A 14,747-nucleotide genomic window follows, 5' to 3' on the forward strand; every position below is an offset into this window, starting at 1 on the left:
GCCCAGTGACGGATCACACGGTCTGAAGGGGCCGAAAGGATCCTGTTGTCCGGCCTTCCCGCCTCCCCCGGCGGCGCGCGACGGCAACCGGGGCCTCACCCGGGGCCAGGTCGTCCCCATACGCCCGGATATGCCGGTGGCGTTCCGCCTCCCGGCACACCGCGGCCGACCGCCGCGTACCGTCCCACCGGCGATTACGGGACAGCCCGCGGTCGGCGGGTCCCCCGTCGGGCCAGGCCAGGCGCTCCATCGGCACAGTAGGCTTCGGCGCGAGAGCCGGAGCCCCTGTATCCATGGGGACACACCTGCCGAGGAGCGCCCCGCATGAGTCTGACCCTGAGGACCATCAGCCGAGAGCAGCATCTGGCATACATCCAGAGCCTGCCCGCGGCGAGTCATTGCCAGGTCCCGGCTTGGGCTGACGTCAAGACGGAGTGGCGCTCCGAGAACCTGGGCTGGTTCGACAAGGACGACCAGCTCGTCGGCGCGGGGCTGGTGCTCTACCGGCAGCTCCCCAAGATCAAGCGGTATCTGGCGTACCTCCCCGAGGGACCGGTGATCAACTGGTACGCCCCCAACCTGGACGAGTGGATGCAGCCGATGCTCGCGCATCTCAAGCACCAGGGCGCGTTCTCCGTGAAGATGGGGCCGCCGGTCGTCATCCGCCGCTGGGACGCGGGTGCGATCAAGTCCGGTATCCAGGACCCCGACGTCAAGCGCCTGCGCGATGTCGAGGCCACGCACATCGAGCCGCGCGCCTTCGAGGTGTCCGACCGGCTGCGGAAGATGGGCTGGCAGCAGGGCGAGGACGGCGGCGCCGGCTTCGGCGACGTACAGCCGCGGTATGTCTTCCAGGTCCCGCTGGCGAACCGCTCGCTCGACGATGTCCTCAAGGGCTTCAACCAGTTGTGGCGGCGCAACATCAAGAAGGCCGAGAAGGCCGGTGTCGATGTCGTCCAGGGCGGCTACGGCGATCTTGAAGAGTGGCAGCGCCTGTACGAGATCACCGCCGAGCGCGACCACTTCCGGCCGCGCCCGCTGTCGTACTTCCAGCGCATGTGGACCGTCCTCAACACGGAGGACCCCAACCGCATGCGGCTCTACTTCGCCCGGCACGAGGGCGAGAACGTCGCGGCGGCGACGATGCTCATCGTCGGCGGCCATGTCTGGTACTCCTACGGCGCCTCCGCCAACCACAAGCGTGAGGTCCGGCCCTCGAACGCGATGCAGTGGCGCATGCTGCGGGACGCCTACGCGATGGGCGCCACCGTCTACGACCTGCGCGGCATCTCCGACTCGCTCGACGAGACCGATCATCTCTTCGGTCTGATCCAGTTCAAGGTGGGCACCGGCGGCGAGGCCGTCGAGTACATCGGCGAGTGGGACTTCCCGCTCAACAAACTGCTCCACAAGGCGCTCGACATCTACATGTCGCGCCGCTGACCGCGATGACAAAGCGGCGGAGAAAGCCGTAACTCCGTCAAATACCTACAACCATCCATATCCTTCACACACCGCAGCCACGAGAAAGGTTCCGGACCGGCATGGCGCTCTCCCTTTACGTCGACACCGCGCGCTGGCGGGCGCACCAGAAGTCGGTCATCGAGCAGTTCCCGGGCCTGGTCCCGGTCTGCAAGGGCAATGGCTACGGCTTCAGTCATGAGCGCCTCGCCGACGAGACCACCCGCTTCGGCTCGGACACGCTCGCCGTGGGGACCATCTACGAGGCCGCCCGGATCAAGGACTGGTTCAGCGGCGACCTGCTCGTCCTCACGCCCTTCCGGCGCGGCGAGGAGCCGGTGCCGCTGCCCGACCGTGTGATCCGCTCCGTCTCGTCCGTCGACGGCGTGTTCGCCCTGGTCGGCGCCCGTGTCGTGGTCGAGTGCATGAGCTCCATGAAGCGGCACGGCGTCAAGGAGGAGGAGCTCGGCCAACTGCACGCGGCCATAGAGGACGTACGTCTGGAGGGCTTCGCCCTGCACCTCCCGCTCGACCGTACGGACGGCTCCGACGCGGTCGAGGAAGTCATCGCCTGGATGGACCGGCTGCGCGCGGCGCGGCTGCCGCTGCACACCATGTTCGTCAGCCATCTGCGCGCCGACGAGCTGGCCCGGCTCCAGCAGCAGTTCCCGCAGACCCGTTTCCGCGCGCGCATCGGTACGCGGCTGTGGCTGGGGGACCACGAGGCGACCGAGTACCGCGGTTCCGTTCTGGATGTCACCAAGGTCGTCAAGGGGGACCGGTTCGGCTACCGCCAGCAGAAGGCCGCCTCCGACGGCTGGCTGGTGGTCGTCGCCGGGGGCACGTCCCACGGTGTCGGCCTGGAGGCGCCGAAGGCCCTGCACGGTGTGATGCCCCGTGCCAAGGGTGTCGCGCGCGCGGGCCTGGCCACGGTCAACCGCAACCTCTCGCCGTTCGTCTGGGACGGCAAGCAGCGCTGGTTCGCCGAACCGCCGCACATGCAGGTGTCCATCCTGTTCGTGCCCTCGGACGCCCAGGAGCCCAGGGTCGGGGACGAGCTGGTGGCCCATCTACGGCACACGACGACACAGTTCGACCGCATCGTCGACCGCTGACCCGGCCGCCGCCGACCATCACCACACCGGAGCCGGCACACGCGGCGCCGGTGGGCCCGGCGGGGCCCGGGGCCGGCCCCTGTGGCGGCCGACCCGGCCCGACGGGCCCTCAGGCGGCGCCTGGCGGCCGTACTCCCCATTCGACCCGCAGCCGTCCGTCCTCGGGCTCCTCGGCGCGTGCGGCCCCTCGCCGCGCGTGGGCGGCCTGCCCGAGCACGAACACGTCAGCCGCACCGTCCAGCACCCCGCCCGAGGGGTCGTCGGAGCCGTCGGTCCGCACCCCGTCCCGCTCCGGCGTCAGGATGTCCCGTACGACCAGCGCGCACAGATACAGCGTCCCCAGCAGATGCAGGGCGATGGCGAGCTGGTAGCCCTCCGTCGGCAGGCCCTTGTGGGCGTCGCCGCTCGTCGTGTACGCGAGATACATCCAGATGCCCAGGTAGTACATGACCTCGCAGGCCTGCCAGACCAGGAAGTCCCGCCAGCGCGGCCTGGCCAGGGCGGCCAGCGGCACCAGCCAGAGCACGTACTGGGGCGAGTAGACCTTGTTGGTGAGGATGAAGGCGGCGACGACCAGGAAGGCCAGTTGCGCGAAGCGCGGGCGGCGCGGGGCCGTCAGCGCCAGCGCCCCTATCCCCGCGCACGCCAGGAGCATCAGCAGCGTCGCAGAGGTGTTCACGGTGCCGACGTCCAGGGACTGTCCCGTGCGCTGTGTGATGATCAGCCAGAAGGACCCGAAGTCGATCTGCCGCTCCTGGCTGAAGGTGTAGAACTTCTTCCAGCCCTCGGGCGCCAGCACCATCACCGGCACATTCACCACCAGCCACGCGCCGGCGGCTCCCAGCAGCGCCGTTCCGTACTCCCGGTACTTCCCGGCCCGCCAGCAGAGCACGAGCAGCGGTCCCAGCAGCAGTACGGGATAGAGCTTGGCCGCGGTCGCGAGCCCGATGAGGATGCCGAAGGCCAGGGCCCGGCCGCGTGACCACATCAGCATGGCGGCCGCCGTGAGCGCCACGGCGAGCAGATCCCAGTTGATGGTGGCGGTGAGGGCGAAGGCGGGTGCGAGAGCGACCAGCAGCGCGTCCCAGGGACGGCGCCGGTGGGTGCGCGCCGTGCAGACCGCGATGACCGCGGCGCAGATCATCAGCATGCCCGCGTTGACCATCCAGTACATCTGCTCGCGGTACTGCATGGAGCCGCCCGGGGTGAGCCAGGAGGCGACCTCCATGAAGAGGCCCGTCAGCACGGGGTACTCCAGGTACTCCATGTCGCCGTTCAGCCGGTCGAAGTACGGCACGAGGTTGTCGGCGAAGCCGCGCCCCAGGTAGAGGTGCGGGATGTCCGAGTAGCAGGCGTGCGTGTACTGGGAGCTGGCGCCGCGGAACCACGCCCAGTCGTAACACGGCATCTTCTGCGCCATGCCCAGCGCGAACATGCCGATCGCCACCAGAGCGACGACCCGCACGGGCGTGAGCCGGCTGCTGCCGAACCAGGCCCAGCGGCCGGCGGGGCCGCCTATCAGCTCGCTGCCGGCCGCGGCGATCTCGTCCCGCCGGGTGGGCGGCACGACGGACCGGTCCTGGTGCACGGTTGTCTCTTCGGTGCTCGGCATGCCGACCATCCTGCCGTACGCCGCCGTGGACGCGGCGAGGGCCGCCGCACCGTACGTACACGCTGTGTACGCAGCCGGTGCGACGGCCCTCCTGGCAGATGCCGTGAGCCGGGCTCGGTCAGCCTCCCGGGCCCCCGAAGATGCCGCCGTTGTTGTTGGCGCCGTTCTGGCCGCCCTCGTTCTCGCCGCCCGGTGACGTGGGGGTCATGCTGGGCTCCCCCCCGCCGGAACCGTTGTTGTCGCCGCCCTGATTGGCGCCGCCGGTGTCTCCGCCCTGGTTGGTGCCGCTGGTCTCACCGCAGCCCCACCACTTGTCACAGGAGTCGCTCGGGGTCGGCGCGGACTCGGAAGGCGACTCGGAGGGGGTCTCCGAAGGAGTCTCGGAAGGCGTCTCGCTCGGCGTCTCGCTCGGCGTGGGGGTCGGCGACGCTCCGCCCCCCCAGACGGCCTCGCCCCAGGGCTCCGGCTTCGGGAAGGGCTTGGGCGCCTGTCCCTTCAGCGCCTGCTCCATGTAGTCGTGCCAGATCTCGGCCGGGAAGGAGGCACCGTGGATCGATTCCTGATTTCCGGTGCCGTACATCTCCTCGAACTTGCGGTTCTTGCTGTCCGCGTTGTCGTCCATCCGGTACATGTCGATGGCGGTCGAGAGCTGCGGGGTGTAGCCGACGAACCAGGCCGACTTGTTGCCGTCGGTGGTACCGGTCTTACCGGCCACATCGCGCCCCGTGAGCTGCGCCTTCGTACCGGTGCCCTTGTCGACGACGGTCTTCAGCACGTCCGTGACGTTGTCCGCCACCTGCGCGGGGAAGGCTCGCTGGGGCTTGTCCTTGTGCTTGTAGACGGACTCGCCGCCCTTGAACACCTCGGACACGGAGTACGGATCCCGCTGTTGGCCGCTTGCCGCGAAGGTGGCGTAGGAGCCGGCCATCCGGATGGCGCTGGGGTCGGAGATACCGATCGAGAACGACGGCACATTGGACTTGGCGAGGGAGCTCTCCAGCAGACCGGCGTCGATGGCCGCCTGCCTGACCTGCGGGATGCCGACATCCATGCCCAACTGCACGAAGGGGGAGTTGACGGAGAGCCTCATGGCCTCACGCAGGTCGATGTCGGGGGTCGGGGGCGAGTAGTCGCCGTCGTTGGTCTGCAGCCACTCCTTGCCCTCCTCGTTGGTCCAGATCGACCCGTCATAGTTCTTGATCTTCAGCTTGTTCTTGCCGATGTAACGGGCCTTGTCCGGCGAGATCTTCGTACGTTCGTTCTCACCCTGTACTTCGCCACCCTTGGGGTCGCGGACCCCGTCCTGCATCGCGGCGGCCAGGACGAACGGCTTGAAGGTCGATCCGACCTGGGCGCCGGTCTGGTCCGCGTTGTTGGTGAAGTGCTGGGTGGCGTCCTTGCCGCCGTAGATCGCGACGATCTTTCCGGTCGAGGGCTCGACGGAGGCGCCGCCAAACTGGACGAACGTATCGGTCTTCGGCCGCTTCTTCGGATCGATATTGGCCTTCTCGACCTTCTGGACGGCCTCGAACAGCTCCGAGACCTTCTTCTTGTTGAAGGTCGTGTGGATCTCGTAGCCGCCCCTGGTGAGGTCGTCCGCCGTGATGCCGCGCGTGTTGTTGTTGACGAAGTTGGCCTTGGCGAGGTCGACCAGATAGCCGATCTGTCCGCTCAGCTTGTTGTTCTTCTTCGGCTTCTGCGGCATCGGGAAGTCGGTGTACTTGGCGCGCTCGGCAGCGTCGAGGTGCTTGTCCCTCACCATCTCGTCGAGGATCCACCTCCATCGCTTGGTGGCGCGCGTGGTGTTGTCCTGGGCGGTGGCCGACGGGTCGATCTCCGTGGCGCCGGCCGGGTCGTAGTAGGTCGCGCCCTTGAGGAGGGTGGCGAGGAACGCGCACTGGCTCGCGTTCAGGTCCTTGGCGTCCTTGCCGTAGTACGTACGGGCCGCGGCCTGGATGCCGTAGGCCCCTCGTCCGTAGTACGACGTGTTCAGATAACCCGCGAGAATGTCGGGCTTCTTCATCTCGGTGCCGACCTTGATCGAGATGAAGAGCTCTTTCAACTTGCGGCTCACCGTCTGGCTCTGGTCGCCCAGCAGCGCGTTCTTGACGTACTGCTGGGTGATGGTGGAGCCACCCTGGGTCTGACCGCCCTTGGCCATGTTCACCAGGGCGCGGCTGATGCCCATCGGGTCGACGCCGGAGTCCTGGTAGAACGACTTGTTCTCGGCGGAGACAACCGCCCACTGCATGTCTTTCGGGATCTGCTCGAACCCGATGATCTGCCGGTTGACCTCACCGCCGGTGGAGACCATCGGCGTGTTGTCGTCCCAGTAGTAGACGTTGTTCTCGGCCTCCGACGCCTTGTTCTCGTCGGGCACCCCCACGACGGCGTACGCGATGGTCCCCGCGGCCATCAGCGAGCCGAGGAAGCCGATGCTCAGCGCGGTGGTCTGCCGCCAGGACGGCACCCAGCGCCGCCAGCCGTACTTGCCGTAGCGCGGATAGTCGATCAGCCGCTTCTTGGCCGGCTGGCCGCCCCGGCCCGGGCCGTCGTGGCCGCCGGCTCCGCGCCGGCCACCGCCGGGTCCGCCATGACCCGCGCCCCCGCCTTCCGCGCCGCGCCTGCGGCCACCGCGCTGGGCGGCCCGCCTGGCTTCGGCGCGGCCACTGTAGGGACGCTCCTCCTCGTAGGAGTCGGAGTGCGAAGCCGAGGCGGCTTCGCGGGAAGGGGCCGCGCGGCGGCCGGAAGGCTGCTGGGTAGCACGCCTGGCCGCAGCACGTCCGCCTCCCTGCGGCTGTGGCGGTTTGCGACGGTGCTCGCTCATCGAACGACTACTCCTCGGGCAGGCACATAGGCCTGGAAGCGGCAGTTGAGTTCCGGTCCCCCCGAAATGAACACGGGCCAGCCCGGCGTCGGGCTTGTCCGACATGCATCCGGTAAGCCGACTGTCTTGACGCTCAGAGGCGCCGCGCGGTTCCCGGTGGTCTGCATGCCGCACAGACTACGCACGGTCAAAACCCACCGAGAGCTGAAGTTCACCCCAAATCAGGCAAGTTGCTTGCCGAGAATGAGCGATGTGACGCCGTTCACCATGTCTCCCCTTGTCGCAACAGGAACTCCGCTCTATCGTCATGATGTATCGAGTCGATACATCAGCACGGCATAAGTGTCCGGACAGCGGAGGAGGCGAAGGGTGAGCAGACGCTCGGGGATCCTTGAGTTCGCTGTCCTCGGTCTGCTCCGTGAGTCCCCCATGCACGGCTATGAGCTGCGGAAGCGGCTCAATACCTCGCTGGGGATCTTCCGGGCCTTCAGCTACGGAACGCTCTATCCCTGTCTCAAGACGCTGGTCACCAACGGCTGGTTGATCGAAGAGCCGGGCAGCGCTCCGGAGGACGCGCTCGCCGCTTCACTCGCCGGGCGCCGCGCCAAGATCGTCTACCGGCTGACGGCGGAAGGTAAGGAGCACTTCGAGGAGCTCCTGTCGCACACCGGGCCCGACGCCTGGGAGGACGAGCACTTCGCCGCCCGCTTCGCCTTTTTCGGGCAGACGGAGCGCGAGGTCCGGATGCGGGTGCTGGAGGGCCGCCGCAGCCGGCTGGAGGAGCGTCTGGAGAAGATGCGCGCTTCCTTGGCCCGGACACGCGAGCGTCTCGACGACTACACGCTTGAGCTGCAGCGACACGGTATGGAGTCCGTGGAGCGCGAGGTGCGCTGGCTGAACGAGCTCATTGAGAGCGAGCGGGCGGGGCGGGACCAGAGACAGTCCACCCCCGGGGATCCCGCCGCTCCGCACGACACATCCGAAGAAGCGGACGGCCTGCCCCGGCACCGGGACGCCACGTCTTCCGGAGGCACGCCTCCGGAGCGTCCCGGATCGCCGGATCCGTCCGCCGGCACGGGCAACTGAGGCCCCGCATCCGCGCAGGGCCTCATCGGGAACACTGAGATCACACAGGGAGCAAGCGGAATGGGTTCGGTTCGCGTAGCCATCGTCGGCGTCGGCAACTGCGCCGCCTCGCTGGTACAGGGCGTCGAGTACTACAAGGACGCCGACCCGGCGGGCAAGGTGCCGGGTCTGATGCATGTCCAGTTCGGCGAGTACCACGTGCGGGACGTCGAGTTCGTGGCCGCCTTCGACGTCGACGCGAAGAAGGTCGGCCTCGACCTCGCGGACGCCATTGGCGCCAGTGAGAACAACACCATCAAGATCTGTGATGTGCCGTCCACGGGCATCACCGTCCAGCGCGGCCACACCCTCGACGGTCTGGGCAAGTACTACCGCCAGACGATCGAGGAGTCCCCCGAGAATCCGGTGGATGTCGTCCAGACCCTCAAGGACAAGCAGGTCGACGTCCTGGTCTGCTACCTGCCCGTGGGTTCCGAGGCCGCCGCGAAGTTCTACGCGCAGTGCGCCATCGACGCCAAGGTCGCCTTCGTCAACGCGCTGCCGGTCTTCATCGCCGGCACCAAGGAGTGGGCGGACAAGTTCACCGAGGCCGGTGTCCCGATCGTCGGCGACGACATCAAGTCGCAGGTCGGCGCGACCATCACGCACCGCGTCATGGCGAAGCTCTTCGAGGACCGGGGTGTCGTCCTGGACCGCACGATGCAGCTGAACGTCGGCGGCAACATGGACTTCAAGAACATGCTGGAGCGTGAGCGTCTGGAGTCCAAGAAGATCTCCAAGACGCAGGCGGTCACCTCGCAGATCCGGGACCGCGATCTGGGTGCCGACAACGTCCACATCGGCCCGTCGGACTACGTGGCGTGGCTCGACGACCGCAAGTGGGCATACGTCCGGCTCGAGGGCCGTGCCTTCGGCGATGTGCCGCTGAACCTGGAGTACAAGCTCGAGGTGTGGGACTCCCCGAACTCCGCGGGTGTCATCATCGACGCCGTGCGCGCCGCGAAGATCGCCAAGGACCGCGGCATCGGTGGCCCGATCCTCTCCGCGTCGTCCTACTTCATGAAGAGCCCGCCCGTGCAGTACTTCGACGACGAGGCGCGCGAGAACGTCGAGAAGTTCATCCGGGGCGACGTCGAGCGCTGAGGCGCGCTGCGGCGGACGCAGCCGGGGGCGCTGGAGCCAGGCCTCCCATCCGTACGAGAAGGGTCACCGGACAGCGTCCGGTGACCCTTCTCGTATGAGCCGGCAGCGCGTGTGTGACGCTGGCCCGCATGCCTGTCGTGCGTCAACTGCGCGTGCTCGTGCGCCTCAGTGCCTTCCGCCGGCTCCTGGCGGTCCGTCTGCTGTCCCAGGCGGCCGACGGGGTCTTCCAGGTGGCGCTCGCCGCTTACGTCGTCTTCTCTCCCGAGAAGCAGACCTCGCCCGCCGCGATCGCCTCCGCCATGGCGGTCCTGCTGCTGCCGTACTCACTGGTCGGCCCGTTCGCCGGTGTACTGCTGGACCGCTGGCAGCGCCGCCAGGTGTTCCTGTACGGGAATCTGCTGCGGGCCGTGCTCTCGGCCTGTACGGCGGCGCTGATCCTGACCTCCGTGCCCGACTGGCTCTTCTATGTCGCGGCGCTGTCCGTGACAGCCGTCAACCGGTTCGTTCTCGCCGGGCTTTCGGCGGCGCTGCCGCGCGTCGTCGACGACGAGCGGCTCGTCCTGGCGAACTCCCTCTCCCCGACGGCCGGAACGCTCGCCGCGACAGCGGGCGGCGGCCTGGCCCTTGTTGTACGGCTGACGGCCGCGGACTCGGACGCCGCCGTGATGCTGCTGGGCGCCGTCCTCTATCTCTGTGCGGCGCTCACCTCACTCCTGATGGCCCGTGAGCTGCTCGGCCCGGAGCGGCCCCTCGCCCAGCCACGGCTGAGGGCCGCCCTCGCCTCCACCGCCCGCGAGCTCGCGGGCGGGCTGCGGCATCTCGCGGAGCGGCGGCCCGCCGCCCGAGCGCTGGCCGCCATGACGGTGATGCGCTTCTGCTACGGGGCGCTGACGGTGATGGTGCTGATGCTCTGCAGATACGCCTGGACCGACGAGGAGGCGGACGGGCTGGCCCTGCTCGGGCTCGCTCTCGGCCTCTCCGGCGCGGGGTTCTTCACCGCCGCCGTATTCACCCCGTGGGCGGTGGGGCGGCTCGGTCCGTCCGGATGGACGGTCGCGTGCGCGGCGGCCGCCGCCGTCCTCGAACCAGCCCTGGGCCTGCCCTTCGCGGCGATACCCACACTGGCCGCCGCGTTCGTTCTCGGCCTGATCACCCAGGGCGCGAAGATAGCCACCGACACGGTGGTACAGACGGCTGTGGACGACGCGTTCCGAGGCCGGGTCTTCTCCCTCTATGACGTGCTCTTCAATATCGCCTTCGTCGGCGCCGCGGCGGTGGCGGCGCTGATGCTCCCAGCGGACGGCCGCTCCCCGGCGCTGGTGGTGACCGTTGCCGTCCTCTATGCCGGCGTGGCAGGCACACTGAGACGGCAGGGGATGCGAAAGGGCGGTGTTTCACGTGAAACACCGCCCCGGAGTATCGCGAACTGATCCCGTCCCGCGTTGCACGGCAGGTCATGTTTCACGTGAAACATGACCTCACCCCTTCAGTTCTGCGCGGCCCACCACTCCTTGAGGGCTCCGACGGCCGCGTCCCGCTCCATCGGCCCGTTCTCCAGCCGCAGCTCCAGCAGGAACGTGTACGCCGCTCCGATCACCGGCCCGGGGCCGACGCCAAGGACCTCCATGATCTGGTTGCCGTCCAGGTCGGGCCGGATGGCATCCAGCTCCTCCTGTTCCTGGAGCTGGCCGATGCGCTCCTCCAGGCCGTCATACGCCTTGGAGAGCGCGTTCGCCTTGCGCTTATTACGTGTGGTGCAGTCCGAGCGGGTCAGTTTGTGGAGCCGTCCCAGCAGCGGACCGGCATCGCGCACATAGCGCCGCACGGCCGAGTCCGTCCACTCGCCCATCCCATAGCCGTGGAAGCGCAGATGGAGCTCCACCAGCCGCGAGACATCGCGCACCATCTCATTCGAGTACTTGAGCGCGGTCATCCGCTTCTTGGTCAGCTTCGCGCCCACCACCTCATGGTGGTGGAAGGAGACCCTGCCGTCCTTCTCGAAGCGCCGCGTCCGGGGCTTGCCGATGTCATGGAGCAGGGCGGCCAGCCGGAGCACCAGGTCCGGGCCGTCCTCCTCCAGATCGATCGCCTGCTCCAGGACGGTCAGCGAGTGCTCGTAGACGTCCTTGTGCCGGTGGTGCTCGTCGCTCTCCAGCCGCAGCGCCGGCAGTTCGGGCAGTACCCGGTCGGCGAGTCCGGTCTCGACCAGCAGGGCCAGGCCCTTACGCGGGTGAGCGGAAAGGATCAGCTTGTTCAGCTCGTCGCGCACCCGCTCGGCGGAGACGATCTCGATCCGCTCGGACATGGCCTTCATCGCGGCGATCACTTCCGGGGCCACCTCGAAGTCCAGTTGCGCCGCGAAACGCGCGGCCCGGAGCATACGCAGCGGATCGTCGGAGAAGGACTCCTCAGGGGTGCCCGGGGTGCGCAGCACCTGGGCCGAGAGATCCTCCAGCCCTCCGTGAGGGTCGATGAACTCCTTCTGGGGCAGCGCGACGGCCATCGCGTTCACCGTGAAGTCCCTGCGGACGAGGTCCTCGTCGATGGAGTCCCCGTAGGACACCTCAGGTTTGCGAGAAGTCCGGTCGTAGGCTTCCGAGCGGTAGGTCGTCACCTCGATCTGGTAGCCGTCCTTCTGGCTGCCGACCGTCCCAAAGGCGATCCCCACATCCCACACCGAATCCGCCCACGGCCTGACGATCTTCAGAACATCTTCGGGACGGGCATCAGTCGTGAAGTCCAGGTCATTGCCAAGCCGGCCGAGAAGGGCATCCCGTACCGATCCACCAACCAGGGCCAGACCGAATCCGGCCTCCTGAAATCGGCGCGCGAGATCATCGGCGACGGGGGACACCCGCAGCAGTTCGCTGACTGCGCGGCGCTGCACCTGACTGAGTGCACGGGGATTGTCTTCATTGGCGTTCGGCACAACAGAAAAGGGTACGTGCCGCAGCTCACGCGGGCGTCCCCGTTTCCGGGCCCCGGACTCCGATGCACGAGTTTCCGGCGGCGCATGAGATTCTTCCGATCATGTGGAGCAGTCCTCAGCACTTCGCCACAGCGCACATCGTTACCATGCGTGGACGCATTAATCGACAACCACCGACGGCAACAACGATGACAAGGGACGGGCGAGCGCGTGGCGGAGGCGGCAGACTTCCAGGGGACGGGTCACCCTCCTGCCCGCCGGTGGCTGCGGCGCACAGCCTCTCTGATCGCCGGAGCACCGCTCCTGGCCGGTCTGGTGGCGGGTGCGGCGTCCCCTGCGGCTCATGCCGCCCCTGCCCCCACCAAAGCGACCGGCTCCCGCACGGTCGATGTGTCCCTCGACACACTGACCCCGAGCGCGCCCGTGAAGGGCGACACCCTCACCGTCTCCGGCACGGTGACCAACGAGGGCAAGAAGACCATCACGCATGCCCAGGTGGATCTGCGGGTGGGACCGAGGCTGTCGGGCAGGACCGCCATCGATGATGCCGCCGAACGCTCGACCAGGGCCTCGGGCGCCGTGGCCCCGATCGGCGGCACGTACAAGGTCACCTTTCCGAAACTCACCACCGGCATCCCGCAGGACTTCTCCCTCTCCGTGCCGGTCAGCAAGCTCGGGCTCGATGAGGAAGGCGTCTACCAGCTCGGTGTCTCGCTGACGGGTCAGACGTCCTCCGCGCCGTACGACCAGGTCCTCGGTATGCGGCGTACGTTCCTGCCCTGGCAGCCCGAGGCCACGGAGAAGAAGACCCAGCTCACCACTCTCTGGCCGCTGATCTCGACGACGCATCTCTCCGCGGAGACCGGCTCGGACGATCAGCAGACCCCCGTCTTCGAGAATGACGACCTGGCCACCGAGCTCGCCCCCGGCGGCCGGCTCGAGCAGATGGTCTCGCTCGGCAATGAGCTGCCCGTCACCTGGGTCATCGACCCCGATCTGCTCGCCACCGCCGACGCGATGACCCGGGACTACCGCGTCAGAAGCGGCCGGTCCACGATCCCCGGCAAGCACCAGGCCGTGGCCAATCAGTGGCTCAACGCCCTGGAGAAGGCGGTACAGGGCCGTAAGGTCGTCGCGCTGCCGTTCGCCGACCCGGACCTGGCGTCGCTGGCCCACCGCGGCAAGGACTCGGGCGCGCTCAGCCACCTGCAGCCCGCCACGGACGTGGCCGGCAAGACGGTGGAGACCATCCTCCACACCAAGCCGTCCGTGGACTTCGCCTGGCCCGTGGACGGTGCGATCGACCCGTCGATCGTGGACGTCGCGACCTCGGCGGGCGCCCACAAGGTGATCACCCGTAGCGACAGCCTTCAGGACAACCTGCCGTACACCCCCAGCGCCGCGCGGCCGATCGGCGGCGGGACCACGGCCGTCGTCGCCGACACCCGGCTCTCCACGGCCTTCCAGAGCGACATGACATCGGCGGGCAGCTCCACCATCGCCGTCCAGAAGTTCCTCGCCCAGACGCTGGCCCTGACCCTGCAGGTCCCCGACAACGAGCGCAGCATCGTCGTGGCCCCCCAGCGGATGCCCACGGCCGCCCAGGCGCAGTCCATGGCCCGGGCGCTGCACGGCCTGGACCCCGAGCGGTGGACGGAGCCCACCGATCTGATCGCGGCGGCGGCTGCCAGGCCCGACGACGACGCCACCACCAAGGTGCCCTCCTCCTCGCGGTACCCCGGGAAACTGCGCGGCCAGGAGCTGCCGAGCGAGGCGTTCGGTGAGATCCGGGGCACTCAGGACCGGCTCGACAACTTCAAAGCCATCCTCAGCTCGCCGGACCGGGTGGCCGCTCCCTTCGCCAACGCGATCGACCGGGCCATGTCGACGTCCTGGCGCGGCGAGCCGGACGAGGCCCAGCGGTACCGCACGACAGTGGACAACTATCTGCTCAGGCTGACCGCCGAGGTACGGCTCATCAAGAAGTCCGTCCTCACCCTCTCCGGACGCAGCGCGACCATCCCCGTGACCGTCCAGAACCAGCTTCTGCAGGGTGTCGAGAATCTGGTGCTGCGCCTCAAGTCCGACAACCCGACGCGTCTCAAGATCGATGGTGACCGGACCGTCGCGGAGCGGCCGATCAAGATCGACGGCGGGCACAGCCAGTCGGTGAAGTTCACCGGCGCGGGCAACGCCAACGGTCCGGTCCAGGTGACCGCCCAGCTCTACACGGTGGACGGCAAGCCGTACGGCGACTCCATGACCTTCCAGGTGAAGGTGTCCGAGGTCACGCCCACTGTGATGCTCGTCATCGCCGGCGGAGTACTGCTCCTGGTCCTCGCCGGCGTCAAGATGTACAGCCAGCGCAAGCGGGCGGTGGCCCGCAGGGCGGCCGTCGGGCCCACGGACGACCGCGGCCAGGCCGGCGGTGCGCGGGACACGGACGTGGAGCCGGCTCCGACAAACACGGATTCCGAGCAGCCGAGTGACCTGACACCGGACACCGGACCGGAAAGCGGGGAGCCGTCGGGCGCGGGTGAGAAAGTGGACCGTTGAGCGATGTCGTGGCCGGTT

General features: G+C 68.2%; 9 protein-coding genes. 6 read left to right on the forward strand and 3 right to left on the reverse strand.

The genetic code is table 11. The annotated features are described in order from the left end of the window. The first annotated feature begins 324 nt into the window (after window positions 1-324). Together ABZ707_RS12080 and ABZ707_RS12085 are read left to right on the forward strand one after the other, a co-directional pair. A complete protein-coding gene (locus ABZ707_RS12080; protein WP_360171861.1) occupies window positions 325-1,443 on the forward strand; it encodes a peptidoglycan bridge formation glycyltransferase FemA/FemB family protein in 1,119 nt (372 codons plus the stop codon). Window positions 1,444-1,544: 101 nt separating this feature from the next. Next, window positions 1,545-2,576, forward strand: a complete 1,032-nt coding sequence (locus ABZ707_RS12085; RefSeq protein WP_360171864.1) for an alanine racemase — start codon at window positions 1,545-1,547, stop codon at window positions 2,574-2,576. Between the two features lie 109 nt (window positions 2,577-2,685). Here ABZ707_RS12085 and ABZ707_RS12090 read toward each other — a convergent pair whose 3' ends face one another. Next, window positions 2,686-4,188, reverse strand: coding sequence for a glycosyltransferase 87 family protein (locus ABZ707_RS12090; RefSeq protein WP_360171867.1), 1,503 nt, complete (start codon window positions 4,186-4,188; stop codon window positions 2,686-2,688). Between the two features lie 118 nt (window positions 4,189-4,306). Next, the gene (locus ABZ707_RS12095) at window positions 4,307-7,015 is read right to left on the reverse strand and encodes a transglycosylase domain-containing protein (RefSeq protein ID WP_360171870.1); all 2,709 of its coding nucleotides are present in this window, start codon (window positions 7,013-7,015) and stop codon (window positions 4,307-4,309) included. Between the two features lie 369 nt (window positions 7,016-7,384). On the opposite strand from ABZ707_RS12095, the gene ABZ707_RS12100 reads away from it, so the two are divergent. From ABZ707_RS12100 to ABZ707_RS12110, 3 genes are all read left to right on the forward strand, one after another. After that, a complete protein-coding gene (locus tag ABZ707_RS12100; RefSeq protein ID WP_360171873.1) occupies window positions 7,385-8,101 on the forward strand; it encodes a helix-turn-helix transcriptional regulator in 717 nt (238 codons plus the stop codon). Between the two features lie 60 nt (window positions 8,102-8,161). Then, complete coding sequence (locus ABZ707_RS12105; RefSeq protein WP_360171876.1) at window positions 8,162-9,244, forward strand: inositol-3-phosphate synthase; 1,083 nt, start codon at window positions 8,162-8,164, stop codon at window positions 9,242-9,244. Window positions 9,245-9,372: 128 nt separating this feature from the next. After that, window positions 9,373-10,674 (forward strand): MFS transporter, encoded by a 1,302-nt coding sequence (locus ABZ707_RS12110; protein ID WP_360171879.1) that lies wholly within the window; start codon window positions 9,373-9,375, stop codon window positions 10,672-10,674. Window positions 10,675-10,730: 56 nt separating this feature from the next. Here ABZ707_RS12110 and ABZ707_RS12115 read toward each other — a convergent pair whose 3' ends face one another. Beyond that, entirely contained in the window at window positions 10,731-12,173 is a 1,443-nt protein-coding gene (locus tag ABZ707_RS12115) for a CCA tRNA nucleotidyltransferase (RefSeq protein WP_360171882.1), read from the reverse strand. 210 nt (window positions 12,174-12,383) lie between these two features. Here ABZ707_RS12115 and ABZ707_RS12120 point away from each other — a divergent pair, with 210 nt between their 5' ends. Beyond that, window positions 12,384-14,729: a DUF6049 family protein gene (locus ABZ707_RS12120; RefSeq protein WP_360171885.1), complete on the forward strand. Its 2,346-nt coding sequence runs from the start codon at window positions 12,384-12,386 to the stop codon at window positions 14,727-14,729. Window positions 14,730-14,747 lie beyond the last annotated feature (18 nt).

The sequence above is a fragment of the Streptomyces sp. NPDC006923 genome, from assembly GCF_040635655.1.
Classification (GTDB): domain Bacteria; phylum Actinomycetota; class Actinomycetes; order Streptomycetales; family Streptomycetaceae; genus Streptomyces.

Excerpts from the sequence above, each read along its gene's own strand:
- ABZ707_RS12080 (WP_360171861.1), top strand. The coding sequence starts at position 325 with ATGAGTCTGACCCTGAGGACCATCAGCCGAGAGCAGCATCTGGCATAC.
- ABZ707_RS12095 (WP_360171870.1), bottom strand. The coding sequence starts at position 7,015 with ATGAGCGAGCACCGTCGCAAACCGCCACAGCCGCAGGGAGGCGGACGT.
- ABZ707_RS12090 (WP_360171867.1), bottom strand. The coding sequence starts at position 4,188 with ATGCCGAGCACCGAAGAGACAACCGTGCACCAGGACCGGTCCGTCGTG.
- ABZ707_RS12110 (WP_360171879.1), top strand. The coding sequence starts at position 9,373 with ATGCCTGTCGTGCGTCAACTGCGCGTGCTCGTGCGCCTCAGTGCCTTC.
- ABZ707_RS12085 (WP_360171864.1), top strand. The coding sequence starts at position 1,545 with ATGGCGCTCTCCCTTTACGTCGACACCGCGCGCTGGCGGGCGCACCAG.
- ABZ707_RS12105 (WP_360171876.1), top strand. The coding sequence starts at position 8,162 with ATGGGTTCGGTTCGCGTAGCCATCGTCGGCGTCGGCAACTGCGCCGCC.